At 64.6% G+C, this 25,634-nt stretch carries 25 protein-coding genes and 1 tRNA gene; 9 read left to right on the top strand and 17 right to left on the bottom strand.

Annotated elements, in window-relative coordinates:
- Positions 1-2 precede the first annotated feature (2 nt).
- Both GGQ61_RS06755 and GGQ61_RS06750 read right to left on the bottom strand, forming a co-directional pair.
- Positions 3-698 (bottom strand): response regulator, encoded by a 696-nt coding sequence (locus GGQ61_RS06755; RefSeq protein ID WP_183770945.1) that lies wholly within the window; start codon positions 696-698, stop codon positions 3-5.
- The gene (locus GGQ61_RS06750) at positions 695-2,173 is read right to left on the bottom strand and encodes an ATP-binding protein (protein ID WP_183770943.1); all 1,479 of its coding nucleotides are present in this window, start codon (positions 2,171-2,173) and stop codon (positions 695-697) included. The genes GGQ61_RS06755 and GGQ61_RS06750 overlap by 4 nt, the downstream gene beginning before the upstream one ends.
- 220 nt (positions 2,174-2,393) lie before the next feature.
- On the opposite strand from GGQ61_RS06750, the gene GGQ61_RS06745 reads away from it, so the two are divergent.
- The gene (locus tag GGQ61_RS06745) at positions 2,394-3,467 is read left to right on the top strand and encodes a 2OG-Fe(II) oxygenase (RefSeq protein WP_246370582.1); all 1,074 of its coding nucleotides are present in this window, start codon (positions 2,394-2,396) and stop codon (positions 3,465-3,467) included.
- Here the strand turns inward: GGQ61_RS06745 and GGQ61_RS06740 are convergent.
- From GGQ61_RS06740 to GGQ61_RS06725, 4 genes are read right to left on the bottom strand one after another with little or no spacing between them, the layout of a single operon-like run.
- A complete protein-coding gene (locus tag GGQ61_RS06740) occupies positions 3,464-3,910 on the bottom strand; it encodes a DUF805 domain-containing protein (protein ID WP_183770939.1) in 447 nt (148 codons plus the stop codon). The genes GGQ61_RS06745 and GGQ61_RS06740 overlap by 4 nt on opposite strands.
- Before the next feature lie 32 nt (positions 3,911-3,942).
- Positions 3,943-6,873, bottom strand: coding sequence for a hypothetical protein (locus tag GGQ61_RS06735; protein ID WP_183770937.1), 2,931 nt, complete (start codon positions 6,871-6,873; stop codon positions 3,943-3,945).
- Positions 6,870-7,295 (bottom strand): hypothetical protein, encoded by a 426-nt coding sequence (locus GGQ61_RS06730; RefSeq protein ID WP_183770935.1) that lies wholly within the window; start codon positions 7,293-7,295, stop codon positions 6,870-6,872. Before GGQ61_RS06730 ends, GGQ61_RS06735 begins: the two co-directional genes overlap by 4 nt.
- Before the next feature lie 20 nt (positions 7,296-7,315).
- Positions 7,316-7,753, bottom strand: a complete 438-nt coding sequence (locus tag GGQ61_RS06725; protein ID WP_183770933.1) for a DUF3617 domain-containing protein — start codon at positions 7,751-7,753, stop codon at positions 7,316-7,318.
- Between the two features lie 317 nt (positions 7,754-8,070).
- Between GGQ61_RS06725 and GGQ61_RS06720 the strand changes: the two genes are divergently transcribed.
- The 3 genes from GGQ61_RS06720 to GGQ61_RS06710 all read left to right on the top strand — a co-directional run bounded on the left by GGQ61_RS06720 (position 8,071) and on the right by GGQ61_RS06710 (position 10,382).
- Positions 8,071-8,559 carry a hypothetical protein gene (locus GGQ61_RS06720; protein ID WP_183770932.1) on the top strand — a complete coding sequence of 163 codons (489 nt, stop codon included), beginning with the start codon at positions 8,071-8,073 and terminating at the stop codon, positions 8,557-8,559.
- Entirely contained in the window at positions 8,556-9,875 is a 1,320-nt protein-coding gene (locus GGQ61_RS06715; protein WP_183770930.1) for a GAF domain-containing protein, read from the top strand. Before GGQ61_RS06720 ends, GGQ61_RS06715 begins: the two co-directional genes overlap by 4 nt.
- A 430-nt stretch (positions 9,876-10,305) precedes the next feature.
- Positions 10,306-10,382, top strand: a tRNA-Arg gene (locus tag GGQ61_RS06710).
- A gap of 43 nt (positions 10,383-10,425) precedes the next feature.
- Here the strand turns inward: GGQ61_RS06710 and GGQ61_RS06705 are convergent.
- Complete coding sequence (locus tag GGQ61_RS06705) at positions 10,426-11,310, bottom strand: phytanoyl-CoA dioxygenase family protein (protein WP_221220915.1); 885 nt, start codon at positions 11,308-11,310, stop codon at positions 10,426-10,428.
- An 81-nt stretch (positions 11,311-11,391) separates the two neighbouring features.
- Here GGQ61_RS06705 and GGQ61_RS06700 point away from each other — a divergent pair, with 81 nt between their 5' ends.
- On the top strand, positions 11,392-11,883 hold the full coding sequence (locus GGQ61_RS06700; protein ID WP_221220914.1) for an Lrp/AsnC family transcriptional regulator: 492 nt from the start codon (positions 11,392-11,394) through the stop codon (positions 11,881-11,883).
- Between the two features lie 14 nt (positions 11,884-11,897).
- Positions 11,898-12,293, top strand: a complete 396-nt coding sequence (locus GGQ61_RS06695; protein ID WP_183770928.1) for a VOC family protein — start codon at positions 11,898-11,900, stop codon at positions 12,291-12,293.
- Between the two features lie 102 nt (positions 12,294-12,395).
- On the opposite strand, the gene GGQ61_RS06690 is transcribed toward GGQ61_RS06695, so the two are convergent.
- The 6 genes from GGQ61_RS06690 to GGQ61_RS06665 form a co-directional block, all read right to left on the bottom strand.
- Positions 12,396-12,995: a TIGR02466 family protein gene (locus GGQ61_RS06690; protein WP_183770926.1), complete on the bottom strand. Its 600-nt coding sequence runs from the start codon at positions 12,993-12,995 to the stop codon at positions 12,396-12,398.
- Between the two features lie 135 nt (positions 12,996-13,130).
- On the bottom strand, positions 13,131-14,228 hold the full coding sequence (locus GGQ61_RS06685) for an ABC transporter substrate-binding protein (RefSeq protein ID WP_183770924.1): 1,098 nt from the start codon (positions 14,226-14,228) through the stop codon (positions 13,131-13,133).
- A gap of 41 nt (positions 14,229-14,269) precedes the next feature.
- Positions 14,270-14,743, bottom strand: coding sequence for a nuclear transport factor 2 family protein (locus tag GGQ61_RS06680; RefSeq protein WP_183770922.1), 474 nt, complete (start codon positions 14,741-14,743; stop codon positions 14,270-14,272).
- Between the two features lie 178 nt (positions 14,744-14,921).
- Complete coding sequence (locus GGQ61_RS22700; RefSeq protein WP_425501000.1) at positions 14,922-15,686, bottom strand: response regulator transcription factor; 765 nt, start codon at positions 15,684-15,686, stop codon at positions 14,922-14,924.
- A 112-nt stretch (positions 15,687-15,798) separates the two neighbouring features.
- Positions 15,799-16,905, bottom strand: a complete 1,107-nt coding sequence (locus tag GGQ61_RS06670; protein WP_183770918.1) for an AraC family transcriptional regulator — start codon at positions 16,903-16,905, stop codon at positions 15,799-15,801.
- 266 nt (positions 16,906-17,171) lie between these two features.
- Positions 17,172-20,219, bottom strand: a complete 3,048-nt coding sequence (locus tag GGQ61_RS06665; RefSeq protein ID WP_183770917.1) for a carboxypeptidase regulatory-like domain-containing protein — start codon at positions 20,217-20,219, stop codon at positions 17,172-17,174.
- A gap of 448 nt (positions 20,220-20,667) precedes the next feature.
- On the opposite strand from GGQ61_RS06665, the gene GGQ61_RS06660 reads away from it, so the two are divergent.
- Entirely contained in the window at positions 20,668-21,435 is a 768-nt protein-coding gene (locus GGQ61_RS06660) for a hypothetical protein (protein ID WP_183770915.1), read from the top strand.
- A gap of 20 nt (positions 21,436-21,455) precedes the next feature.
- Entirely contained in the window at positions 21,456-21,842 is a 387-nt protein-coding gene (locus GGQ61_RS06655) for a hypothetical protein (RefSeq protein ID WP_183770913.1), read from the top strand.
- 38 nt (positions 21,843-21,880) lie between these two features.
- Here the strand turns inward: GGQ61_RS06655 and GGQ61_RS06650 are convergent, their stop codons facing one another.
- The 4 genes from GGQ61_RS06650 to GGQ61_RS06635 form a co-directional block, all read right to left on the bottom strand.
- The gene (locus GGQ61_RS06650; protein ID WP_183770911.1) at positions 21,881-22,429 is read right to left on the bottom strand and encodes a GNAT family N-acetyltransferase; all 549 of its coding nucleotides are present in this window, start codon (positions 22,427-22,429) and stop codon (positions 21,881-21,883) included.
- A gap of 13 nt (positions 22,430-22,442) precedes the next feature.
- Positions 22,443-23,045, bottom strand: a complete 603-nt coding sequence (gene wrbA / locus GGQ61_RS06645; protein WP_183770909.1) for an NAD(P)H:quinone oxidoreductase — start codon at positions 23,043-23,045, stop codon at positions 22,443-22,445.
- Between the two features lie 12 nt (positions 23,046-23,057).
- On the bottom strand, positions 23,058-23,516 hold the full coding sequence (locus GGQ61_RS06640; protein WP_183770907.1) for a YciI family protein: 459 nt from the start codon (positions 23,514-23,516) through the stop codon (positions 23,058-23,060).
- Between the two features lie 150 nt (positions 23,517-23,666).
- Positions 23,667-24,347, bottom strand: coding sequence for an NnrU family protein (locus GGQ61_RS06635; protein WP_183770905.1), 681 nt, complete (start codon positions 24,345-24,347; stop codon positions 23,667-23,669).
- 250 nt (positions 24,348-24,597) lie between these two features.
- Here GGQ61_RS06635 and GGQ61_RS06630 point away from each other — a divergent pair, with 250 nt between their 5' ends.
- Positions 24,598-25,608: an alcohol dehydrogenase catalytic domain-containing protein gene (locus GGQ61_RS06630; RefSeq protein ID WP_183770903.1), complete on the top strand. Its 1,011-nt coding sequence runs from the start codon at positions 24,598-24,600 to the stop codon at positions 25,606-25,608.
- Positions 25,609-25,634: the final 26 nt, after the last annotated feature.

The following is a 25,634-nucleotide window of genomic DNA, read 5'->3' as shown; positions in this document are numbered from 1 at the left end:
CGTCAGGCCTCGTCCTCCGGAGTCAGCCGATAGCCGATCCCCGGCTCGGTCAGCAGGATCTTCGGCGTCGAGGCCTCTTCCTCGATCTTCTGGCGCAGCTGGGCGACCAACACCCGCACGAATTGGGCGTCGACCTGGGCGTCCGGCCCCCAGACCGCGGCGATCAGCTGGCGATGGGTGACAACGCGGCCGCCGTAGCGCGCCAGGGTCTTCAGGAGGTCGTACTCGCGCGGGGTCAGCCGCATCTCCTCGCCCATCACCGCGACGCGGCGGGTCGCGAAGTTGACTTCCAGGTCGCCGCTGCGGAACACCGCGTGCGCCGAGAACCGCCGCTCGCGGCCCCGTAACGAGGCGCGGATGCGCGCCAGCAGCTCCCCGACCCCGAAAGGCTTGTTGATGAAGTCGTCCGCCCCCTGGTCCAGCGCGGCGATCTTCTCGTGTTCCAGGTCGCGGGCCGACAGCACCAGGATCGGCGCCTCCGACCATTCGCGGATGCGGGCGATGACCTCCTTGCCGTCCATGTCGGGCAGCCCAAGGTCGAGGATCACCACGTCGCAGGGCTCGCTGGCCAGATAGGCCAGCGCCTCGCCGCCGGTTTCGGCCGTCGCCACCTCATAGCCGGCCGCGCTCAGCGCCGGGCGCAGCGCCCGCAGGATCTGCTGTTCGTCGTCGACCAGCAGCAGATGCGCGAGACTCATGGCCGCCCTCCGGGAAAACTCAGCGCCACCACCAGGCCCGCGCGCCCATCGGACCGCGGCTGGGCCCGCACCGCCCCGCCCATCGCCTCGACCAGACCGCGGGTGATCGACAGGCCAAGGCCGGTGCCCTGCTGGCCCGCGGCCGTCGCCGGCGAGCGATAGAACTTGTCGAAGATCATTCCGAGGTCGGCGTCCGGCACCCCGGGACCTTCGTCCCAGACCTCGACCACCACCTGGCCGGCGTCGGTCCGCCGCGCGCAGACCTCGATCCGCGCCCCGTTCGGCGAGAACCGCACCGCGTTCTCTACCACATTGGCCAGCGCCTGCTCGGCCAGGATCGGGTCACCCAGCGCCGCGAGTTCGTCGCCGCCGGCATGGGCGACCAGCTCGCGCTCGCCGGCGCGCTTGCCCAGCCGCTGCACGACCCGGCCCACCACCTCGCCCATGCCGAAGTTCACCGGCTCGATGCTCAGCGCCCCGGACTCCAGCTTGGTCATGTTCAGCAGGTTGCCGACGAACAGGTTCAGCCGCTCGGCCTCCTCCTGGATGGTCAGGGTCAGGTCGTCGCGCACCGCCGCGTCGAAGCGGTCGCCGAACTCCCTCAGGCTGCTGGCCGAGGCCAGGATCGCCGCCAGCGGCGTGCGCAGGTCGTGCGAGATCGACGACAGCAAGGCGTGGCGCAACTGATCGGTGCGCTCGCGCGCCTGCATCTCCGCCCGGGCGCCCGACAAGCGCGAGCGGGCGATGGCGGCGGCGGCCATGTCGACCAGCACGCCGACCATGCGCTCGTCGTCGTCGGCGTGCAGCCGCGCCGTCGAACGCCAGGCCGCCAGCCCCAGCGGCTGGCCGTCGGCGCGCAGCGGCCGCAGCCGCCAGCGGTCGACCTCGCTCGGCGCGATCCGGACAGTCGGGTCGGCGGCGGCGCGGACCAGTTGCTCGGGCGGCTCGATCCCGCCCGGCGCGCTCCACCAGCGGCCGTCCTCGAACACCACCGCCTCGCGGCCGGTCTCGGCGATCCGTTGGGCGAGGGCCTGGCGCACGGCGTCCTCATGCCCGGAAGCGGAGAATTCCTCGCTGGCCCGGAACAGCGCCCCCGACGTCCGCGCCCGCGTCTCGGCCCGCCGCTGTGCCTCGCGCAGCCGGCCTGCCAGCCCTCCGGTCAGTACGGCGACGGCCAGGAACACGAACAGGACCAGGAAGTCCTCGGCCGAGGTCAGGGTGAACACGAAGCGAGGTTCGACCAGGTAGATGTCGTAGACGAGGAAGGCGATCGCCGCGGCGAAATAGGCCGGGCCGGGCCCCAGGGTGACGGCGGCGACCAGCACGCCGGCCAGGAACACCATCGACAGGCGGTCGGTGTGGAAGACCCGGTAGATCACCTCGGCCACGGCCGTCGAAACGGCGACCATGCCCAAGGCGGCCAGATAGCGCAGCGCGCCCCGCGCTCGTGGGCCGATTGTCCAATCCCGCGCCATGCGGATCCTTGCAAAGCCGGGCGTCGACGGCGTCCGCCTGTCCGTGGGAACCCCAGGCTCGATAGTTGGGAGACGAGCAGGGCCGCCGACAAGCCGGACCATGGCCGCAGAGACGCGGCGGTTCAATTATGCCGGGCTTATGCCTGCGCCCGCCTCGGGACTTATAAGCTTCTTATGCTTGTGGGCATAACCCGTCCACGCGACCAACCGGGCCATGATGATGCAGACCGGTCAAGCCGCGCCCTGGTTCACGGCTCCGACGCCCAGCGTCCCCAACTTCAACTTCTCCAGCCTCGGCGGGCGCTACGTCCTGCTGGCCTTCCTGCCGACCGAGCCGATCGCCCGCCAACTGGCGCTGGCCGCGATGCAGGCCCACCAGTCGCTCTACGACCAGACCAACCTCGTCGCTTTCGGGGTGCTGCGTGACCCGGTCGCCATGTCCCAGGCCCAGGACCGTCCCGGGTTGATGTGGTTCCTCGACCAGAGCGGCGCGGTCAGCCGCGCCTATGGCGCGGTGTCGCAGGCTGGCGTCGAAACTCCGTACTGGTGCCTGCTCGACCCCAGCCTGCGGGTGATGGTCGCCGGCGGCATGGACCAGACCGAGCAGGTGTTCGCCGCCATCCGCGCCCTGCCCGCGCCGGGCGACCACGCCGGCGTGCCCCTCCACGCCCCGGTGCTGGTCGTGCCGCGGATCTTCGAGCCGGAGATGTGCGCGCGGCTGATCGAGTTCTACGAACGCCGAGGCGGCGAGCGCTCTGGGACCATGCGCCAGGTCGGCGGCAAGACCGTCGCGGTGCTCGACGACTTCAAGAGCCGCCGCGACGCCACCATCGAGGACGAGGCCTTCCGCGACGAGCTGCGCGCCCGCATCCAGACCCGGCTGCTGCGCCCGATCAACCGCGCCTTCCAGTTCAACCCCACCCGCATCGAACGCTACATCGTCGCCTGCTACGACGCCGACGACGGCGGCGGCTACTTCAAGCCGCACCGCGACAACACCACCTCCGGCACCGCCCACCGCAAGTTCGCCTGCTCGATCAACCTCAACGCCGAGGAGTTCGAGGGCGGCGATCTGCGCTTCCCCGAGTTCGGCCCCAAGACCTACCGGCCGCCGACCGGCGGGGCTGTGGTGTTCTCCTGCTCGCTGCTGCACGAGGCGACCCCCGTCACCCGCGGCCGCCGCTACGCCTTCCTGCCGTTCTTCTTCGACGAGGCCGGCGAAGCCCTGCGCCAGAAGAACCTGCACACGCTTCAGTTCGGAGATGAGCCGTCGGCGCGGGCAGCCGGCGCCTAGCCACCCTGCATGCGGGCTCCATAACTGTTGGCCGCGTCGTGCCCGGGCGTAAGACCCACCCAGAGCACGAAACCGAGCGAGACGAGCAGCGCCACCGTGGAGACCCCAAGCGACAGGCTGGCGCTGGCCAACGCCACGCCGATCGTGCTGAGGTTGCTCGCCGCCAGGGCGGTGACCAGACTGAAAACCCCGGCGACCACCGCCGGAACCGCCGCGACCAGCACCAGCAGCCCCGAGCGACCGAAGTCGTGCAGCCGCTTGGACGTCAGGCAGGCCCACGGGTAGATCAGCGCCAGGGAGGCCAGAACGCCGACCACCGGGACCAGGCCGGCGACGAGACCGACGCAGATCAATCCCGCTGCGCCGATCCAGAACTCCGTGCGGCCGATGCGGCCGTCCCCCGACAGATACAATGTCCGCCAATCGATCTCCTCGAGATCCATGTCTTCTCCTTCGTGTTGTCGCGTGTGGTGGTTTATCGGCCGGGCGAGAAGATCTGCTCGGCGGTCCCGTCGCGGACGGTGATCGGCCCGGACACCTGGCCTTCGAAAACGTACCGCAGGCGGGTCTCGCCACCGGGGGCGACGTAGACCAGCAGGGGCAGCTCCTCGCCGCGCGGTCCGCGCACTGGATAGAGCGCGCTTCGCGTGGTCGCCTTCGCCCCGTCGGCGTCGGCGGCGCTGAACTTGATCCAGCCCTTCGAGGTGGTCAGCACCTTGCTCCCCGGGTTGCGCAGGGTGACGAACAGCTCGGTCCGGCCGTCGCGCGCCCTGGCGACGCCGTCGATCCGGACGTCGAACTGGCTCAGCTCCTTGAACGGGCCAGCGCCGGACGCCTGCAGCGGAGCCAGCGCCGCGCCTGGTTGGACGCCGGACAAAGCGAAATTCAAGGACTTGTCGTCGCTCTCGCGAATATTCACCACGCTGAAGGGCGTGGTCGAGGGCGGGGTCATGACGAAGCGGAAGCGCAGCTCTCCGCCGGGCGGAACGACCGGTGCGGAGGGAAACGACTCCGGGGTCTCCGCGCCGGTGCGCCAGATCTGGCTCTCGCTGGTCCCGACGCCGTCTGCGTCGTAGGCCACCGCTTTGAAGACCCCGGCGCCGATCGAGATGTCGCGGCGCGTCGTATTCTTGACGGTCAGGAACACGTGGACGGTTCCGTTGCGGGCCGTGACGGCGCGTTCGAAACGGACGTCGAAGTCTTCCAGCGGATGGAGGATCCCGGCCTGCGCGACGGGCGCGGTCGCGATCGGCGGTGCCGGAGGCTGGCTGGACGGCGGCGGCGGCGACTCGGTTTGGGCCGGCGGCGCGGACGGGGATTGATCGGTCGCGGCGAGGCGCTTTCCGCTCCAGGTCGAAGGGCTTGTGGAGCCGGCCTGCTGCGCGGTGCCGCTAAAGCTGTTCCGGGCGGCGTCGAAGGTCAGAACCACGTCGACGACGTGCGCGGCGTAGAGGGATTGCCCCCGAAGCACCCCCTCGCTGGCGCCGTCGCGCAATTCGAGACGGCCGCCGTCGACTTCACGGCCGTCGGCCGCGCGCGCCACCATCCGACCGCGCAGGACGCCGTCCTCGCCGAGCGCCAAAGTCACGCGCCCATAGGTCGTATCCCAATCCCCCGCGAAGGGCGTCAGATCCTGCGCAGGGACAGCCGGCCCGGGAGTTTCGGCAGGCTGTTGCGGCGCCTCCTCGGCGATCCAGGGCTTCTCGCCGACCTGATTGAGGAACAGGCGCCGATAGGCCGCGCCCCCGTTGCCGGCGAAGGCGGGCTGGGGCGTTCCGCCCAAGCCTTGCCACTGGTTACCGGCGTCCAATGAGCGAACCCAGCCCAGCATCAGGTTGCGGAATTCGCTGGGCACGCCGCCCATCGTCGCGCCTTTGGCGCTCAGGGCGGCGTTGAGCTCGTTCAGGCCCTGATCGCCCAGCAGCATCAGCTTGGTGAGCTGCAATGTGTTGAAAGCCGGCGGCAGGTCGTTGATCCGCCACTTCAGCGACGCGTTCGAGTAGCTGGCGTCGGAGATCTTCAGATAGTCGCGGTTGAACGTCGCCAGGTCGATCGGATGGTCGATCTCGCCTCCGTGGGCCCCGCCCCGCCGGTTCATGACCTCGTCGAAGTGGTTTTCGGGGTTCTTCATGTAGTCCGCCCATTCGTCGGCGGTGCGGCCGCTCACGCCCTTGATCAGCAGGTCCATGGGCGCCTGCATCAGGACTCGGAACGCCTCGCGCGCCGGTGGCGGCAAAATCGCGTCGATCACGCCCGAAATGAACGCGACCGTCGCCACGGCCGCGTCCGGCGTGCCGGCCATGGAGGCCAGGTGGTCGATCACGTACTGGTCCATGATCGCCTTGGCCCGGGCCATGTCCGAGCCGCCTTCATTGTAGACGATCGCCTTGGCGATCTCATGGCTGACGGCTGGGAAGGCGGCCAGGCCATCGTCGATGTCCTTGATCCAGGCGCGCTTGTATTCGGCCGCGGGGCCGTTCGCTGCGGCGTAGGCCAGCCGCGCGGGACCGCTCTTGGACATGCGGGTCCGGTCGTATTCCTCGACCTGCCGCTGCAGGCCGTTGCGCAAGGTCGAGAAGATGTAAGGGATCGAGCGGCTGACTCCGCTGCCCTTCAGCAGCTTCTGTTCGAGCACGCTGCCCGGGGCGGCGTAGGTCAGCTCGCGGTAGATGAAGCTCTCCACTCCGGAGATGCTCACCTGGTTCTGGGAGATCGCCCCATAATAGGTGGTGGTCTTTCGTTGGATGTCTTCCTCGTCCATGCCGAGGTCTTCGCGCTTGCGCGGGCTCAGCGGGCCGCCGGTCGTGACGCTGGAGGAGATGGCGCTGGTCGTCTGCGGCGTACGCTTGCCGATATAGCCCTCGAGCACCAGGTGCTTGGCCGCATTGGTCGGGTCCGGCGTGAGTTTGAACTCGCCGCCGGCGAAGTGGTTGACGAAGGTGTGGGCGAACACGTCGCCCGCAGCATGCGTCAGGTAGCCGACCGTAAAGGCGCGGATCTGCGGGCTGGAGTTGTCCAGAAATCCACGCCGCCACAGGTGGGCCAGCCACGCGTTCGAGCCTCCGGCCCCCTGGCCGACGGCGTGCGCCTCTTCGGGGTGGATCACCTGTTGGCCGGTGAGAATGTCCGGGTAGGCGTCCGGTCCCAGCACCCCTGCGCGAAACTGCTGGGGCGCCGACTTCAACGCGGCCAGGACTTCGGGATCGACCTTGAATTGACCGAGCTCGCCGACGATTTTTCCCGTGCGGTAGTCGGTCTCGTAGAGCGTGACCTTGTCGTCGTCGATCGCGTCGCGCAGCGCTTCCTCGGCGAGATAGATGTGCGTCTTCGGCTTCCAGGCGTGAGCCGGGGACGCCGCGGCCAGGGTCGTCAGGGCGGCGACGCCGCAGAGCAGGGCGCGCCTCATTTCCAGACGTCTCCGTCGCTCGGCGGCTGCGGGCCGCCCTGGGCTTCGCAGGCTGCGTTCGTCGAACCGGCCGAGCGGGCCAGATTCAGCGCCGCGCCGGTCAGCGCCCCCGCCACGCGGGCGGTGGCCGCGTGGCGGCTGTCATATGGCAGGGCGGCGGCGGCGCTGGACGGGTCGCCTGACAGCGCGGCTCCGACCACCGCCGCGGCGGTCGAGTTGCGGCCCGATCCGCCCATGCCTCCGGCGATGGCCTCGCCGAGGCCGGCTTCGCGCGCGGCCGCCAGCAGGCCGCCCAGGGCGCTGGGCTTGCGCGGTTGGGCCTGCGGGGGCGGCGCGCCGCAAGCGACCTGCGCCTGGGCGAGGGCTGGGCTGATGATCAGGAACGCGGCGAGGCTCGCCGCCGCAAGACGGGTCGGTGACATGGGCAATCTCCGTTGGAGAATCAGCGACGGGCCGGGCAGGCGGCGGCGACGCGCCGGCTGGTCGTGGCGATCTTCACGTCCATAGGCTTACCGGCGACCATGGTCCGCGAGCTCAGGTTGGCGCTGAAGGAGGTCGGCGTGTAGGTCCCGGTGTGGTGGAACGTCGTCTTGGAGCCGTCGAGCGTACACGCGCCGGCCAGCACGAACCTGCCGCCGCTGATCTGCCGCTGAGCGTAGTCGCACCGGCCTTCGGTCCATTCGGCCAGCACCTGTTCGAGCGTTTGGGTCTTGGCCTCGGTGGCGGTCAGGCACTCATGCTGGACGTCAGGCTCGGGGTCACCGGCGACGCGGGTGACGATCTCATAGTAGCCGGGAAGAAGGCTCGTCTGCGCGACGGCCCCAGCCGCTGGGAGGCCGAGCGCCAAGGCGGCGGCCGCGATCAAGGTCATGCACTGCATAGATAGGCTCCAATTGCGGCGCGCAGTTCGGCGCCCCGGCCTTGGACGGTCGGGTGAACTGCACGCGGATCTGGTCGGAAGGAGTCGGGGCTAGGCGAGACCGAGACGCAGACCATGCGTCACTGGTTTCCAATGGACGTCAGGTGTCTGGTCGTGGCCGTCGGCCGTCATCGCGAAATCGCCCCGTGCCGCGGAATGCGGCGTGGCGCTGCGTCTATGTCCGCACGCCAGCGGAGGCTTCCTAAAGGCTTCCTATGACGGCGTTCGGTCGCCTAAAAGAATCCTATCCGCCGGCCCCCGGCGGAAACGGGGGACACGTGAAACCGGTCATAGACGCTGATCTGGCGGCCTTCATGCTGCGTTCGGTGATGATCACGGCGGCGACGCCCGGCCCCGGCTCGCGCCCGGCTATCGGCCGCGGGGTCGGTCTCCGGCTGGGCGAGGATCGCTCGACCCTCGACCTGCTGGTCTCCCGCGCGCAGTGGCCGGCGATGACCGGCGATCTGCGCGTCGGCGCGGCGTTCGCGGTGACGCTCAGCGACCCGACCGATTACCAGACCTACCAGGTCAAGGCGCGATTGGCCGAATTCGGCGACGCGGACGCCGACGAAGTGAACTTGGCTCACAGCTATGTTGGTCGGATGACCCAGACCTTGCTGGACCTTGGTGTGACGGCGCAGCAGGCGGCCTGCTGGCTTCTTCCCCGGGATCTCGTCAGGCTGCGCCTGATCCCCATGGCGGTCTTTCGGCAGACGCCGGGCCCAGGGGCCGGAACAGCCCACGCCGGCGCGGGAACGCCCGCATGAGCATGTCCCTTCGCACGCTGCGCAACTGCTTCGAGGGAGTCATTCCTTCGATCATCGCCACCTCGGACGATGAGGGGATCCCAAACGTCTCGTACCTGTCCCAGGTCCACTACGTCGACGATGAGCATGTCGCGCTTTCCAACCAGTTCTTCTCCAAGACTGCGCGCAACGTGGAGCTGACGGGACAGGCGACCGTTCTCGTGGTCGACGGCCGCACCGGCCAGCAGTACGAGCTCGACCTGGTGTTCGAACGCGCCGTCGAGTCCGGCGACACGTTCTCGCGGATCGACGCGCAGATACGCGCGACCGTCGCCCAGGAAGGCCCCGGCGTGCCTTGGCTGCTGCGCAGCGCGGACATCTACCGGGTGCGAGGCTGCCAGCTCGTCCCGGCTCAGCCCGAACCGCCGGCCGCCGAGCTGCTGGGGCAGGATAGCGACGCGCTGCTCTCGGCGGCGGCGCGCTTGGCGATGCGCCTGGCCAAGACCAGTGATCCGGACGCGATGATCGACGACCTGCTCGACGGCCTTCAGCGCGAGTTGGGCTATTCGAACGCCATCGTCCTGCTGGCCGATGAGGAGCGCGGACGGCTGACGACCATCGGCAGTCGCGGATACAGCCTCGGCGGCGTCGGGTCGGAGGCGCGCATTGGGGAGGGGGCGATAGGCGTCGCCGCTGCGAGTGCCCGTGCCGTCCGCATCAACGACATGAGCCGGGGTCGACGATACGCCGCAGCGGTGGGCGGCGAGGCGGGCGAGCGCGTGATTCCGCTTCCCGGCCTGGCCGAGCCGCAGAGCCAACTCGCCGCTCCGATGATCAGCAACGGGCGCGTCCAGGGCGTATTGTTCGCTGAAGACGCCCGGCGCTTTCGTTTCACCCACGCGGACGAAGACGCTCTGGCCATGCTGGCGTTGCAACTGGCGGGGGGCCTGCGTCTCTCCGAGGCGGAAACGCCCGGCGCCCGGCGGGGCAGACAGGCGCCGGCGCCGGCCGGCCGACCCTTCCACGTCCGCTACCACAGTTTCGACGACAGCCTGTTCATCGACGACGTCTACCTGATCAAGGGCGTGCCCGGTCGGCTGCTGTTCCATCTCCTGAAGCTGCACGCCGAGTCCGGGCGAACCGAATTCAGCAACCGCGAACTTCGCCTGGACGGCGCCCTCCGCCTGCCGGAACTAAAGGACAATTTGGAGGCCCGGCTCATCCTGCTCCGCCGGCGCCTCGATGAGAAGGAGGCCCCCGTGCGGATCACCCGCCCGGAGCGGGGCCTGATCCATCTCGAACTGACGCGGCCCCCGCGCCTCGAGGTTGCGACCTAGCCGCGGGCTCCCAGGACCCTATCGCTTTCCGCTGGCCCCTCACCACGCGCCGGCGTCCTGCCGATCAAAAAAAATCGGGTGGTCGACAATGCGCGGGTCTCCGCCTAACCGCGGACCATCCACATGATTTACAAGAGAAACGCTGGCGCACCCGACACGATTCGAACGTGTGACCTTTGCCTTCGGAGGGCAGACGTCAAGCACTTTTCCGCCCATCTGCATGGAATGTTTTAGGCGATTTTTCAGGCGCTTAGCCTATAACGAGCGGTAGGCGCGAAGGTCAGGTTTATCCTCACGGAAGCACCACGGAAGCAGTTTGCTACGCTTCGGACGTCGCAGAGACAAGCCGCCGGAAATGCGGTGAACTGGCATCGGCCCACACTGGTTTGCGTTGACCGGCGACCGTCGATCCATGTAGGGACGGCGGACTGCACCCGTAGCTCAGCTGGATAGAGCGCCACCCTCCGAAGGTGGAGGCCACACGTTCGAATCGTGTCGGGTGCGCCAGCTACCGTCAAATGTCGACAAGGCAGCCCCGGACCTCGACTGTCTAGCGCGTGCCCGACGTGCAGTAGTCGTCCAGCCAGGTTGTTCTCGCGCCGACGGCGGACCACAGCATCGGGAAGAAGCTCTCGTTGAGGCCGGCGTCGCCGCTGATCTGATAGCGCCGGTAGATGTAACCTCCGCGCCGATCAGAAAATCGAGCTTGGCCGGAAACGAGATGAACCCCGATCGACCGGCGCATTTGGCCGGTGGAGCCGTTAGGTCCGGACCCATGCCAGGTTTCACCGGCGTGGATGACGACGGACCCCGCCGGAACCTCGGCATAGTATATGTCTGGCATCGGTGCGCTCGCGGCGTGGGCGGCAGCGCGAAGTTGGCCGCGATAATCCCCTGCCGCATGGAAGCTGGAAGGCATCGGCGTGCAAGGCCATTTGTGTGACCCGCGAGCGTATTCAAGGGTTCCGGTTTGGCGGGTCACATCGTCGAGGGCGAACCAGAAGGTGATCGTCTCTTGGGGATCAAGGAAGTCCATGAATGACGTGTCTTGGTGATACGCGATCGGCTTCCCACCGGGCGGCTTCCACCAGATCGTGTCCTGTCCGAGCTTTGCGCTTGGCCACCCGGTGAGACGGCAGGCGGCTTTGCCAAGGTCTTGAGACAGGCTGAGCGCGGCGATCGTGAGATCAGCCTTCCAGGCATTCGCCATGTGCCGCGTCACGTCAGGTTTGCTCAGTTCCTCTCGCCAGTACCACTCGTCCGGGTAAACGCCCGTATCAAAGTCTCCGGCGAAGAGCGGTTCAAAGCGGGAGCGGAGTTGTTCGACCGCCGTCATAGGCAAGACGTTCTCAACTGCGAGGAAACCCTCCTCGCGAAACTGCTCCACCTGCACGTCGGAGAGTGTTTCCAACCGGTTCATGGCAAGCGGCGACATCGCGATTTTCCTATGTAGATTTCCTTCTGTTGACGTATAGAGGCTGCTTCATCTTGCGTTCAAACGAACGAATTATGGCATTTGAGGCATATCATCGAACTTGACCGAATAGATTTCGCCATTCTGGGCATTCTGCAGGAAGACGCGCGCACGACGGTCAAAGCGATCGCTGCGGAAGTTGGCCTAGCCCCATCCTCCGCACATCAACGCATTCGCCGGTTGTGGGAGACTGGCGCGCTGAAGGGTCTGCACGCGGAAGCCGATCCAAAGGTTTTTGGCATCGGTCTCGAGGCGTTACTCATGATCGGGCTGACCAAGCACAAGCGTCAGACGGTCGACGATTTCCTTCGGGATGTCACCGAGATCCCGGAAGTGCGATCGGCTTACCTAGTCACGGGGCGCTACGACCTGGTCGTGCATGTCGCCGTCCGCGACACGCTCCATTTGAAAGACGTGGCGCTCGATCAATTTACGAGCCGGCCCGGCGTCACCCGTATCGAAACATCCATCGTCTTCGAGGCCCGTCGGCGCGACAGGTTGCCGAACTATCACAGCCCTCGAGACGCGACCTGACAGAGGGGGCGACCATGCTTTCGCACGTGACACTTGGCACCAATGATCTCGATCGCGCGCTGCAGTTCTACGAACCGGTCATGGCTGCGCTAGGAATGGAACGTCGGGATCGGCCAACCGCAGAGGGGCACGTCTGGGCTTATTGGGGGCGACCCTCGGCAGGTAGACCGCTGTTCATCATCACTCGGCCCGAGAACGGCCGCACCAGCACAGTGGGCAACGGTACGATGGTGGCGTTTCTGGCGTTGAGTCGAGCCGACGTCGATGAGGCGTATCGAGTGGCGCTTGAGCGGGGCGCGGTCGATGAGGGAGCGCCCGGTGTACGCGAGGCATATCATCCCTTGTTCTATGGGGCGTATGTTCGTGATCCCGATGGCAACAAGCTAAGCTTTTGCTGTCACGACGGGTGAGCCCGTTCTTTGAGACAGCGGGGTTTCGCGAAACGTTGGGGGTAATCGATCGGTGATCCGTGCTGAACACGGCAATGGGGTGCTTGCGGGCATGCGACGGGTTCAGACGAAGTCGAAGACAAGACTGGCGCGGTCCTCCGAGGCGGGCCCGGTCAGCACCTCATGGCGTAGCCAACTTTCCCACATGAGCAGGCCGCCGACTTTTGCGGGCTCAGTCACGTAACTATGCAGATCGGCGGGCGCACCGTCGGATCGCAACGGGGCCGCCATCATCATAGGCAACCGCGGGTCCTCGAAACACAACGACCCGGAGCCTTCGGGCGCATCGATGTAGAGCACCCCGCTGAGAATGCTGCGGAAATGCAGGTGGCTGCGCTGATAGCCTCCAGGCTTAATAAGGTTGATCCACATCCGTTCGAGGCGGGGTGGCCGGTCATTCACGAAAGCGCATTCTTTGCTGAAGGCTTCGGCTTGCTCCGTGAGCCACTCACCTAGGCGGCCAAAGACGTCATCCCGGCGATGCAGCTCATTGAGGCTCGCGCAACTGCAATAGCCACGGTAGTCGAACTGCCTGCTCCAGCGCTGTCCGGCTTCGTCACTATCTGCGATTGCTCGGACTGCGATGCGGAGTTCGGACAGCATCTCTGCATCGGTGAGCTCGCCGACATGAAGCTTGGTAACGAACAAGGATTTGGTCGGCATGCGGTCGTCCCGGACTGGTTCAAAGCCGTCATCGGCGCCTTGTGGGTAGATCGCTCTGCTGAGCGTGGGAAGGTCGATGTCGCTGGCCGACAGCGGTGATTCTGGCGAACCTGGACGCCCGGCTGGCGTCGCTTGCTAAGGGGACGCCGCCTGCTCAGGGTAGAGTCTGCGAAAGCGGGTGGGTGCAGCAGGATCGCGATCGGCAATTTGGACAGGCGCCGACGTCCATTGCCAAATGGGACTGCCTGGCGCTTGCGTGAACTGCACGGTCCCGCGCGTCCCCTCGGAGCGAGCACTCGCCCAAGAGCTTGCGATGTTGAAACGAGCGACGCCCACGGTGCGGAGAATGTCTGCCAACACGATGATGGAATCGTATCCCTCAAGCGCCACGAACGACGGCGCTTCGTTGAGGCGACGATGCAGCTCCACCTCGACACGCTGACCCAATTGGGTGAGCCGCTCGGGTCGGTATTGCAGGAAGGGGATGGCGGCGCCGTCACCCCTCAGCAGTGTTTCCCAGGAGGGGAATTCAGGCTGTCCGGCCGGTGCGCCGATCAAGACAGCCCGGAGCCTGACGTCGGCCCGTATGGCCTCTACGATCGAAATGGCGGGCTCGGGATAGCCCACCAACAGCAGCAGAGCTGTGGCGCGGCAGGCCGCGATCTGATTGCAGATCTCCGATGGATCGTCTGGACTGGAGATCAGTTCAATCACCTCGCCTCCCCTTGGTCGGACATTGTCTCGCAAGATGCGGATGCCGGCCTGCCAATACGGACTTTGCGCGCTCACGACCGCTATTCGTGCGTGACCCTCCTGAAGGAGGAATTCCGCGTAATCGCGCCACCCCTTCGACTGAGGCGGGGCAAGCCGCGCGACCCAATCCGTGACCTCTGCAGTCAGCTCGTCAATGACCGCCGACGAACACAGAAACGGAAGACCGAGTGCGATCGCGGTCGACGCTGCCCGGCGCGCAGCGACGCTATGGAATTCTCCCGCGAGCGCGACAATGCCGAGCTTGTCGACGTCGCGCACCGCGGCCTCGACGTTGTCGGCATCGCCGGCGGAGTCGCGTACCAGAAGCTCCATGGCGCGGCCGCTAACCCCTCCCGCCTTGTTGATGTCTTCGACGGCGAGTTCAAAGCCGGCGAGAAGATGTCGCCCTGCTTCGACCCATCCCGGGGGGGTCATCGGGATGAGGACGCCGATCGGAATGGATGGGAGGCTTGTCGACATAGACCACGCTATCAGCCCGCCTCTCGTACCCTGTAAAGACCTCAGTCCTCGGCCGAGAGCACTTGCTCAGCCCTTTCCGGAAGCGGCAACGAGGCCTGCGCGAAAGCGTAACGCCACCCTTGCTCGGTTCGAACGTAGGTATCGCTAAACCAAAGCGTACGGTCGAACGGCGCGCCCCGATATTCGCCTTTGATGCGCAGGCGAGCGGTGACCACCGCGGTATCGCCCCACACTCGCACTGTTTGCGTTCCCGGGTCCTCATCCTGAACCTCGTAGACGTAGTCGCCCGAAGCGGCCTCCCGCAACAGATCGTCTCTGGAGACGATCGTCCCGTTGCCAAGAACGAGGGCATATTGGGCATGCAGAATGGCGTCCATCGCCGCGACGTCGTTGGCTTTGACCGCCGCTTGGTAAGCGACATCGAGTGCGGCGACGGCCGCGATATCGTCTGCAACAGTTTCAGCTTGCCGCTGGATGTATGGCGGAGAGGATATCGTCGGAGGCGGCATTTCCATCTGTTCTACTCCCGGGATTGAAACGTCGGTCTTCGGTCAGTGAAATGCGCTGTGCCGAACTGCACCCGCGCCGCCGTGGTGTGAGCGTGACCGGCATCGATGTTGGAGAAAGGAAGGTCTCGTTGACCACCTCTCACGAACGTGGCGTCCTGCAATTCCGACTGACGGTCTCATTCACTCAGCGGCTCGCCCACGGTGCGAAGGCGTAACCTCTGCCGCGAATGCATCGGATAGCGTCAACGGACGGATCCAGGGTCCGAAGGGCGCTGCGAAGACGGTGCACCCTGACGCGCCAATCCACCTCTTCTGGCTGCCCTTTCGACAACTTCGGTTCGATCAAGGTGTTCAACTGATCTGGGCTCAACGCCTCGCCGGAATGCTCCATTAAGGCCATCAAGGAGTGGAGCATCTGGGAAGACAGGATGGTCGTTGCGCCATTGGGGGCCGTGACGGACTGCGTTCGCAGATCAAGCCGCCAACCGCGCACCCGGATCGCCGCAGTTCCTGGCCATCTCGAGCATGTGCCCCTGCGGGCGACCGCTCTCACCCGTGCCGCTAGCTCCGTTGGACTGCAGGTTCGGTCCGCGCAGTCCTCTGCTCCAGCATCCAGCGCGGCTACACGTTCGTTCTCGCCGCCGGCGTCGGCAAGGAAGAGCACAGGGCCGGCGTTCAGCGCGACCATTTGCCGGCAAGCCCGGATGGGGTGAGGCGTGGCAAGGCGGCTGTCGAGAACGACCGCATCGAAGGTGCATCCCTGCATGAGCTGTGTCGCTGTCTCAGTAGACTCAACTGTCGTCATCTCGATCGCACGGTCGCTCAAGGCAGACGCCAGGTCGGAAAAGTCCGAAATGTCGGCGCTGGCGAACAAGATGCGGCGGGGACTCGCTGATCGCACCGCAGTCGTTATCCAATCGGCTTCGGGGTCTTGCTCGCGCTCGCCCATCCGGCTCATCAATCAGTCCGTTTAACCAACGGCAGTGTTCTATGCGCGACCGTCACTCCGCTTGGGGAAAGTTGCGCCAATCTGTTGACCAGAACCGGCATCGGACCCGTCCTTACGCGGCGTGTGGCCTCTCGAAGCCGACTGCGCGTGACCTCCAGCAGCGGGGGGACATACCGAATGCATCGCGGAAACAGCTGTTGAAGTGCGAGATGTCGTTGAAGCCGACGCGGAAGGCGATTTCCGTGATGGCGTCGGCGCTGATGGCCAGGTCGGTGGCTGCCGCCCTTAAACGGGCCGCGATCACGTACTGAGCCGGCGTCAGACCAATCACCGCGCTGAACCCTCTTATGAATTGATATCGGCCGGTGTCAGCCAACTCGGCCAGGTCGCCCAGGGAGCACCGGTCGGCGTAGTTCTGGTCGACATGACGGACGACCGCAGCCAGCCGCTCGTGATCGATCCGCGGCGGCGACCTGTGAGGCTTGGTCCCCGTTCGCCTGACGTGTCGACGATAGCTTTCCAGGGTCCGATGCTCGAGACGTCGAAAGGATACCGCCAAAGCGGCAGGAAGCGTGCCGACCTCCCGTGCAATGTCGAGAAGTGAAAGATTTTCTGACGCCGCCTCATGTAGCAAAGCCTTCGCTTCTGCGAGGTGGCGGGCCCCAGCGCTGGGTCCGAAGCGAGAGTCCTCGCAGAGAATGCCCTCAAGCATCCATGCGACCGCTTCCTCGGCGAAAAGTGAGAATGACTTCGAAGTACCGCCCAGCCGATTGAGGAGGGCATGCGTCGTCAGGGTCGTGATGACGTTTGCCGGACGGCGTGATCGGGCGAAGGCTTCGCGTAAGGGTCGGCGCAATCCGTCGAATTCATCGAGAAGTGCTTGGGATGGGGTGATCAGGATGCTTGCGTGACCCACGCTCTCGTACAGGTGGCTCTCGGCGAAGCACTCCCCGGACCGGACCAGCAGGCTGTCGCCGCAGACCACGTCGATCTCTTCCCGGCTAACCCGCCAGGTGAACCCACCCCTGTATGCGATGGCGATCTGGCGCTCTGGTGAGTAACCCGAAGCCGGTGGCTGGCGGCGGGAGATGGAGTAGTCCTCAATCAGCGCGACGCCGCCTTGGTGCAAGGACCTGCGATAGGGTGCAAAACCTGCAACGCGGATCGTCGGAAATCCCGCTTCGCCGAGGGGGCTCGATCTGTTTGTTTCGTCCAGCATATTCGGTCCGACCCGTTCGTCAGAGAAGACGTGTCCTTGGCCACTTCGCCCAGCACGGCGCCGCCGAGGGAGGCTCGTGACAAAGTGCGAAGCGAGCCATTGCGGCCACTCCAAGTTCTTCACTCAGGCTGAAATCGCATCACCTCCGGATAGAAATAGGCGGTCCTGCCTAATATTGGCCCATGGCGAAGGTGGGGCGCAAATCTGAGTTCCGTCCATGACAGCGCGTGAGCGGGCGGCGGTTTTTGCCGCCGCCCGCTCGGGGCCTAGAAGCTGTACGAGACGCCGAGCCGGATTGAGCGCGGCGACTGATACGCCGAGGGAAGGCCGTACTCCGCGCGCGGCGTGCCGAGCGCTTCCTCGCCCTGTTCAACGAAGTCGGTTGCCCCTTCAAAATCGAAGATATTGAAGATGTCCGCGCGCAGCTGGGCACGGCCGGGAAGTCCGCCGACAGGAATATTCCAGGCGGCAGACATATCGACCCGCTTGATCCACTCGCCTTCGAACTGGCTTCCGCGAGGCGTCAGCACGCCGTCGCAATACCAAGCTGAACTCGTGCTCGGGCTCGCTCGACCATCGTCCAGGGGATAGAAGCCAATACAGCCGTACTTGCGGGGGGACGTAAGCGTCGCATTCACGCCGAGCGTAATATCCGGTGTGACGGCGTAAGCTCCAAAGAGCTTATAGCTCTGCCCGCGGTGGTTCGGCAGAAAGCCGTAAGCTCCGTCCGTCCAGCCCGGCTGGTCGAAGTCTTGGGTCAGGCCGGTATCGTCCTGTCCATTATCCGACTTCACGCCGCCCTCGATGTTGCCCTTCGATTCCGAAAAGACGGCCGATGCCTGAAGGCTCCACCGGCCATCCCAAGGACGTTCAAACGTCACCTCCAAGGCCTTGTACGTTCGCTTGGCTTCAGGAAGGTCCAGGATCTCCGCCGGGATCGTGATCGTTTGACCGGCGAGGAACGGGAAGGTCGTCGAGTCCGGCGTGATGATCAGATCGGAGCCGGGATTGAGCAGAACATAGCCGGCGCCGTTGAGCGATCCGCAGTTCGCGGGCGAGATCCCTACCGAGGCGCAATAGTTATCGATGATAAAGTCGGTATCGAAATCCTCCATGACCTTTTTCAGGTCGCGGTAGATGAGGTTCGCGCCGACAGTCCAGCCTTCGAACATCCCGAACGAGCCACCGCCGGCGACCTCATGCTCGATACCAACGATGAATTCGTCTTGGTATTGAGCTTCCAGGTTTTGGGAGACGAGCGATTGGCTTTCAGGCACTGTTCCCGGCGATAACTCCTCGGATAAGACCGGTGGGCCGGCGAGTGTCGGCAAGCAGTTGTTGCGAGGCGAGGCGGCCAGGCATGCGTTCAGGCCTGCGGCCGTTGGAGCAAATCCTCCGCCAATGCTCGACACGTTGTAGAAGTCCTGGGTGAAGAGCTCATTGCCCGCCATCCGGATGTTCGTGTTTGCGGCGATCGGAATATAGTAGCGGCCGTAGAACGCCTTGATGGCGGTGCTGCGATCCCCATACAGGTCGTAGGTCATCCCCAGCCTGGGTGAAAGATCATAGTCCGTTTCGACAAAGACCTCGTCCGCTGCGTTCTTGTTGGAGAACTTCTCAGCGCGAAGGCCGAGCTGGAACGACAGGCGGTCGTTAAAATCCCACGCGTCCTGAACATAGAAGGCCGTCTGTTCAGTGGAGTAAGTGCCGCCTGATTGAAGGTTCCGGTCTCGGGTGTAGAGCGCGCCGGGCGCGACGGCCCCCCCGTACGCCCCGTCCGGACCGGCGATGTAGTACCGGAAGTATCGGCCGCCCGAATAACTTTGTGTCGATTGCGAACTCAGGTCTTCCCGGTCGTACCCGACCCGGATGTGATGGTCGCCCATCAGGCCGTTAAGATACAGGTCAGCGTCGACGCGATACATTTTCCGCTCATCGATCCCCTGCTCAATGACGAGCGCGGGGTTGCCGCGAACTGTGTTGCCGCCTGTGTCGACGATAGAGATTTCCGTATCGAGATCCCCCGAGACCGTCTGGTCGAATGAACCCTCACCGTAGAGCGCAGAAAGCGTAAACCAGTTGGCGAACGCGCCGGTGTATTTGGCGATTTTCGTTTCACCACCGAGGAAGTTGAAGGTGTTGCTGACCGACACTCCATCGTCGGTCTGGACGACCTGCGTCTGACCATCGTTGATGTAGGTCAGTTCAAGACGATGGTCCTGATTGAGGTAGAGATCGATTTTGCCGCCGTAGAACGGGTCGTCGGCCGTAGCGGTCGTGATGGTTCCGGCCGCGTCGTTGCCGGTAGTGCTCGATTCAAAATCGCGCCAATTGTAGAATCCGAAGAAGTAGGCGTGATCGCGCAGAATGGGCCCTGAAAGCCAGACATTCGTCTCGGACCGATCGCTCGTATCCTTGGAATCGAGGCCCAGGGTGGAACCCGGGAACTGGGCGGTGTCGGGCGTGGAATCACGAAGGCTCTGTGGTTCGACATAGTAGTTGGCGCCGCCGTGGAAATCGTCGGACCCAGATCGCGTGACGGCAATAACCGCGCCCCCTGTGGAGCGTCCAAACTCAGCCTGGTAGCCGCCGGTCTTGACCTCGACCTGCTGATAGAACTCGAACGGGACGGTATTCCCGCCGACAAAATTGCGGAAGTTGGTGATGTTGAAGCCGTTCACATAGTAGACGTTCTCGGCGATCGAGGAGCCTGAGATCGAAATCTCATTTCCGAAGGCGGAGTCGCCTTGCGTGGTGGACGGCGCTAGCAGCTGAATCGCGGCAAGGTTACGCGCTGTCGGAATCCGATCGAACGTTTCCTGGACGTCTACCGTGAGGCCGGTCGATGATTGGTCGAAGTCGACGGCCGCGGTTCTCGTGCCCACCACGACCACGTCGTCGAGCGAGGTCGCCGAGCCATCGACCGTGCCGATAGCGAATGAGAAGGCCGCCGTCCGCCCGAGAGACACGGCGACGTTGCTGTCCGTGTAGGTTTCGTAACCCGGCGCGGTGATCGAGACGCTATAGGTTCCGATGGGAATTTGAGCCGCGCGAAACGCTCCGGCGGCGTCGGTCGTCAGAGTACGGCTCTGCGTTCGCCCGTTCTGCGTCACCGTGACGGTAGCGCCTTGGATCGGCGCTCCCGCGGTGTCAGTTACCGTTCCAGACAGGGTTCCGGAGGTCAGGTCCTGAGCCACGACCGGGGTCGGGGCGACAAGCAGACCCACCGGCCCCGATGTCATCGCCAGCAGCGCCACGCCGCTAAGCATTGTCGAATGTAGTAATGATCTGCGCGGCGATGGCTTGCTGGTCACCCAATCCTCCTGAGGTCGGGCGGGAATTCTTGGCAAAATTGCGGTTCCCGCTGGATCGACTGTGGGAAGCCGTCCGGAGCGGTTCTTGGGCTATATTGCGCCAGCTCCCGGAAATTGGAGGTTGTGGTCTAATTGGCACAGGCCGTACCGGCAGCCTGCATCCTCGCAGGCCTGCATCGTCAAGCCAGCTTTGTCTTATGGCAAAAGGGTCTATCGCATCTGTCGTTTTAGTACTGAGGCCGATGACGCTAGGGCTCGGGCCGACAATCAGCGCCTGTCAGGCGGTTGGATCCTGCACAGCGAGGGCGATGCTGGCGGAGCAACTGCACAGCTTGTTCCAATTAGCCGTCTATCTCTATAACGCCTATGCACCGAGCCGTCGGCCGGCTCGGTCGAACATCACGTGCCAGGCCGTGAAGAATGGCCTGCTGGGTTCCGGGAGGTTGCCGTGGGTCAGTTCATGGATGCGGGCGGTGCATGTCTGGCGGCGATCCGAACGGCGGCTTTTGGTCTGCTCGTCTACGCAGTCGCCGAAATCGGGGGTCTTGCGGCTGCGCCAGCGACTTCGGCAATGGAAGCGGCGATGCTCGTCGCAAATGGGCTCGTTGCTCTCGCCAGCTTTTCGATTCTGATGTGGTCTCGCAGATGCTGGGCGGCGATCGCGTTCGCCGCCACCTGTTTTGGCGTTGCGGCCTTGTCGACGGCAGGCGCGCTTCCGACGAGAACCGAGCCAACGGCCTGGGTGGTCGTTGCCCAGATGCTCGTCCTTTCCGCGGTCGGGGTCGTTCACCTGTCGAGGCTGAAACAGGTCAACGTTGAGCGGGCGCTCAGAGGGGCAACCGCGGTCGCGGCGGCGATGTGCGGGCTTTTCGGAGCGATCCACCTGCTGAATATCGAAGCCATCTCCAGTCTGATACCAGGCTGGATTCCATTCCGTGGCGAGCTTCCTCTCGTCACCGGCTCCATTCTCATCGTTGCAGCCATCGCCTTGATGGCCCGAGCGAGCCGCGCGATCGGGGCGCTCGTCGTCTCAGGCATGTTCGTAAGCTGGATTCTGCTTCTGCATATTCCGAGACTGGCGGCTCAACTTGCTGAGCCCAGCGAATGGAGTTTCGCGGCCATGGCGATAGCGCTGGCGGGCGCGTTGGCTTCCCTCGCTTTCGGTGACGCCATGGCCGTGCGTCGCCCGGAGCCGAATGCGGCTCGGACTGGCTGAAAAAGGAGGACGCGTTCGCCATGGAACAGAGCTGGCGTGATATCGCGCTCATTGCCGCCGGCGTCATCGGAGCGGTCACAGCCCTTCTGCATGGCGTCATCATGCAAGGACACATGATCGAACAGGTGAACAGCGCAGTAAGGGCCGACGGAAGACTGCGGCGGCCTATACGACGGCTCGTCGCGCCGCTTCTGCACGTGAGCACCCTGTCGTGGCTGCTGGTAGGTCTGCTGTTGATCTGGGCTGGAGTTCGCGCGACGGGGGAACCCCGATGGATCGCCGCGGGATTTGGCCTTGTGATCTACGGCTACGCCGCACTCGCAAACCTTATCGCTGTCCGAGGCTTTCACCCTGGTTGGATCTTGATGACGACGGCATCGTTGCTTGTCGCAACAGGATTGCTCTGAACCACGTCCGACGGCCGCCATCGCCGTGCCTGCCGTGATTACGATTGCGATATCGCCGGCGTGGCCTCGCTTCGAAGGATTGACATCAACAAGGTATCCCAACGCTCGGTCTCGAACGGCATAGAGGACCGCAGTCGCCCCTCGTGGATAAACCCAAGGCTTTGATAAGCGCGAATTGCGGGCGTGTTGAATGGAAAGACCAACAAGTCGATCCGCTCGATCTCCGCGATGCTGAAGCCCTCAGCCAAAATCTGTTTCAGAAAACGGCCGGCCAGCCCTCTTCCGCGTTGCGAAGGCGACACCGCAACCCTTTGCAGGGTTGCACTTCCAACTCTTCGGTCAACAGCGAGTTGGGCGTGCGCCACGACCTCGGATCCAAGTGTCGCGACGCGCGCAATACGGCATGGCGGCGACTGCGACGCCTCGTTCAACATCACCTGGAACTGACGATCGTCCACCGGGTAGGTCGATGACGGCCCTGCCCATATGGCGACATCGCGCGCGCTTCTGAACCATGAGGAAATCGTTCGGAAGTGAGATCGCGCCAGCGGGACTATGCTGAGGAGATCTGCGCGGTCGGTCTCCATCTCCCTCCGCCCATCACCCAAACAACTGGCTCGCCAGCTCTGCGACACGGCGGCCCTGGTGGCGAGCGCCTTCGAGATCGACATCGGTGGGCTGGCGCCTTCCGTCTATGCCCGCGATTGTGCCGGCTCCGTAAGGCGCGCCGCCGTGGACACCTTCGACGTTCTGCAGGCCCGAGAACCCGTAATCCAATCCAACAATCACCAAACCGAGGTGGAGGAGGTTGGTGATGATGCTGAACAGCGTCGTCTCCTGTCCGCCATGCTGGGTGGCTGATGACGTAAATGCTGCTCCGACTTTGCCGATCAACGCGCCCTCTTTCCAAAGGCCGCCGGCCTGATCGAGAAAGGCCGTCATCTGGCTCGGCATACGTCCAAACCGCGTCGGCGCGCCGATCACAATGGCGTCGTACTCGGCAAGCGTCATCGGGTCGTCCAGGACGGCGTGCGATGTATCGGGATTGAAGTGAGCAGCCTCCACCACATCGGCGGGCGCGGTTTCACGAACGCGCCGGATGTCGACCACGGCGCCGGCTTCTTGCGCGCCCTCCGCAACGGCGTCAGCCATCCGCGCGGTATGGCCGTAGGATGAGTAATAGAGGATCAGAACCTTCGCCACGGCGTCACCTGCTCAGTTCGAGGGGCGCTGGGCAGAGCGGAATATAGCCCCGGCGTCGAACACCGGCCGCCAGTCCGTTGCCTCGCCGGCGAAGACACCGGCGATCACCGCAGGATCGGTTCGGATGAAGGCTTCGGCCTCTTGGCGGCTTGCGGCCTTGATGAGGACCAGTCCGCCCGCCTCGTCAAAGGTGGGACCAGCCGCAATGATGACGCCAGCTTCAGTCTGCCGACGCATGTAGACTTCGTGATCACGCAAGTTCTGCCGCAACAGCGGCTTTTCAGCCTGGTAGGCTGGGCCGGGTCGATAGCGCACGACGTAGACGAGAGGGAATCGCGCCATCGCGGCTTCCTGGCTTGCCGCCGCCGCTTGGGGCGATCCCGTATCCGGCGCCGGAGCATTTTGAGCGGCTGTTGGGGCGCTACACATAGCCAACACAGCGGCGATCAAGGCTTGGCTGAAAAGCGACATTCTCACCACTCCGGCTAGCGTGAAGAGCGGTGTTGCAGTCTATGGATCGAGCCACCTGCCAGTCTCCGACGCCATCATATCAGGCGCTCTTCTCTAATACCGTGCGATACGGATGTCGATGGCCGATACATAGCCTCGCAAAGTAACCTGCTAGGTGACCAGCGGGCTGAGCAGCCAGTGCAGAACTGCGACCACTAGGAACAGACCGACCGAGACACCGAAAGGCGTCAGCCCGATCTCGCGCGGTCTGAGGGTCTGGCGAGCCGTCAGAATCGCGGCGAACGGAATGTTGGATGTCTTTTGTTCGAAAGCGATCCAAGCATCGCCCAGCCTTAGCCGTCGCTTACGATCAATGCTGACCGTCCCCGTAAGCGCCAGGATCGCCAGCGTGCCGAAGTAAATCAGCGTTGGATCATCAGGCCGAGTGAGGATGTGAGTGATCGCCATGATGCCGACACCCCAGAGAAACGGGTGGCGAGTCACGCGCAACATGCCCCGCGCGATGTCAGGCTCGCTTACCGAGTCCGTCATACCCGCCGTGCCGGGGTTACGGACGAGAGCGCCGCCCGTGATCAGGAACACGGATGCGAACTGTAGCGCCCACATCACCCAACCTTGCGGCCGGGATGTCCAGCGCAACGGCGGAGCGTCGCCACTCGCAAGCCAGTAACCGATGGTCAGCCATATCAAGCACAGCAATGATGCGAGGCCGAACAATCTGAGGAAAACGGGCTCGCCGCACCGCTTGACGAGCGGTGCACGTAGCGGGCCGGCGGACACCACCCGGTGCAGCACGAAGAAGGCAATCGCTCCGCTTACCAGCACGATCATTCCGTAGCCTCCTGCTGCGAAAGGTCGGGGCCTGCGTATAGGGCCGCTGCTCGGGGGGTGATGAGCAGCGGCCCGTCAGACCGCCCAGAGGTCAAGCGAGCGTTCCGTGGGCGGTGCGAACCGCGCCGCTAAGAACACTAGCGAAAATGAATTAGAGAATATAGTCCATTTCGCTGCAGGGCCTCGACGCGATACGAATCGTCGGCGTCGTGGCGCGAGAGAGATCGGTTGTCAGCGAAGGGAGTCGATTGTGCCCCACCTGGTGTTCGCCGAACGTGGCAGATTGGAATGGCGCGATAGCTTGCCTGTCGCCCTTCAAGGGGATGGTGAAGCGGTCGTCCGTCCTCTCGTCGTGGGCCGCTGCGACCTCGACGTCGCGTTCGTAAATGGACTGATGCGCCTGCCTCCTGGCTCGCCGATCGGCCATGAGATCATCGCTGAGGTGGTGGAGCTCGGCGCCGACACGAAGTTCAAGCTCGGTGACCGTGTCTTTGTGTCGGCTCAGATATCGTGCGGAGAATGCGGACCCTGCATGCGCGGGGCCACGGGACGATGCACTAGCGTTCCGTTCGGCGCGTCGTATGGAATGGGCCGCGAGGGTGATTTCGGCGGCGGTCTGTCGGACCGACTGCGAGTGCCCTACGCCAACGCGATGCTTACGCCGGTTCCGTTCGGCGCGCATCCGACAAACCTGATCGGTTTGGCCGATATGGCGACAGATGCGTGGCGAGGGATCGGTCCGCATGTCGCTCGCATTCCGGAAGCGCGCGTGCTCGTCATCGGCGGCATGCCGGCCGTGATCGGACTGTTCGCCGCCCTCATGGCGAAGGCATGCGGAGCCGCCGTCATACACTATGTCGATGACCAGATCGCGCGACGCGAGATCGCCTTACGGGAAGGGATCGGCTGCTTGCAGTTCGAGGACGTAGAGCCGGCGACCTACGATATTGTCTTCGTCGCGCATCCGTCGAAGCGGGCTTTGGAGAGTGCGTTCGCCGCGGTGGCGCCTGCCGGCCAGGTGACAAGTGCGGCGCCGTGTATCGACGGCTCGCCCATCCTCGACACGGCAGCCCTCTATCATCGGGGCGTCGCATGGGAGATCGGCCGACCGGACTGCCGCGGTCTTCATGACGGCACGATGCACGCGTGGAGTTGCTGCGGCTTCGATCCAGGGATTGTCCCTGCGACCTTGGTCAGTTGGGAGGATGCTCGGGATGCATGGGCGTCAGATGCGCTCTACGTCGTCGCCAGCAGGGACTAGTGCGAGGATCCTAGTCCGCTACAGAA

The organism is Phenylobacterium haematophilum, from assembly GCF_014196295.1.
Classification (GTDB): domain Bacteria; phylum Pseudomonadota; class Alphaproteobacteria; order Caulobacterales; family Caulobacteraceae; genus Phenylobacterium; species Phenylobacterium haematophilum.
This window is presented reverse-complemented; position numbering and strand designations above follow the sequence as displayed.

Coding starts and splice junctions, on each gene's coding strand:
- GGQ61_RS06755 (WP_183770945.1), bottom strand. CDS start 698: ATGAGTCTCGCGCATCTGCTGCTGGTCGACGACGAACAGCAGATCCTG.
- GGQ61_RS22700 (WP_425501000.1), bottom strand. CDS start 15,686: ATGGGCGAGCGCGAGCAAGACCCCGAAGCCGATTGGATAACGACTGCG.
- GGQ61_RS06725 (WP_183770933.1), bottom strand. CDS start 7,753: ATGCAGTGCATGACCTTGATCGCGGCCGCCGCCTTGGCGCTCGGCCTC.
- GGQ61_RS06670 (WP_183770918.1), bottom strand. CDS start 16,905: ATGCTGGACGAAACAAACAGATCGAGCCCCCTCGGCGAAGCGGGATTT.
- GGQ61_RS06750 (WP_183770943.1), bottom strand. CDS start 2,173: ATGGCGCGGGATTGGACAATCGGCCCACGAGCGCGGGGCGCGCTGCGC.
- GGQ61_RS06705 (WP_221220915.1), bottom strand. CDS start 11,310: ATGTCGCCGCTTGCCATGAACCGGTTGGAAACACTCTCCGACGTGCAG.
- GGQ61_RS06735 (WP_183770937.1), bottom strand. CDS start 6,873: ATGAGGCGCGCCCTGCTCTGCGGCGTCGCCGCCCTGACGACCCTGGCC.
- GGQ61_RS06740 (WP_183770939.1), bottom strand. CDS start 3,910: ATGGATCTCGAGGAGATCGATTGGCGGACATTGTATCTGTCGGGGGAC.
- GGQ61_RS06685 (WP_183770924.1), bottom strand. CDS start 14,228: ATGTCGACAAGCCTCCCATCCATTCCGATCGGCGTCCTCATCCCGATG.
- GGQ61_RS06680 (WP_183770922.1), bottom strand. CDS start 14,743: ATGGAAATGCCGCCTCCGACGATATCCTCTCCGCCATACATCCAGCGG.
- GGQ61_RS06655 (WP_183770913.1), top strand. CDS start 21,456: ATGGAACAGAGCTGGCGTGATATCGCGCTCATTGCCGCCGGCGTCATC.
- GGQ61_RS06730 (WP_183770935.1), bottom strand. CDS start 7,295: ATGTCACCGACCCGTCTTGCGGCGGCGAGCCTCGCCGCGTTCCTGATC.
- GGQ61_RS06640 (WP_183770907.1), bottom strand. CDS start 23,516: ATGTCGCTTTTCAGCCAAGCCTTGATCGCCGCTGTGTTGGCTATGTGT.
- GGQ61_RS06745 (WP_246370582.1), top strand. CDS start 2,394: ATGCAGACCGGTCAAGCCGCGCCCTGGTTCACGGCTCCGACGCCCAGC.
- GGQ61_RS06635 (WP_183770905.1), bottom strand. CDS start 24,347: ATGATCGTGCTGGTAAGCGGAGCGATTGCCTTCTTCGTGCTGCACCGG.
- GGQ61_RS06690 (WP_183770926.1), bottom strand. CDS start 12,995: ATGCCGACCAAATCCTTGTTCGTTACCAAGCTTCATGTCGGCGAGCTC.
- GGQ61_RS06695 (WP_183770928.1), top strand. CDS start 11,898: ATGCTTTCGCACGTGACACTTGGCACCAATGATCTCGATCGCGCGCTG.
- GGQ61_RS06715 (WP_183770930.1), top strand. CDS start 8,556: ATGAGCATGTCCCTTCGCACGCTGCGCAACTGCTTCGAGGGAGTCATT.
- GGQ61_RS06650 (WP_183770911.1), bottom strand. CDS start 22,429: ATGGAGACCGACCGCGCAGATCTCCTCAGCATAGTCCCGCTGGCGCGA.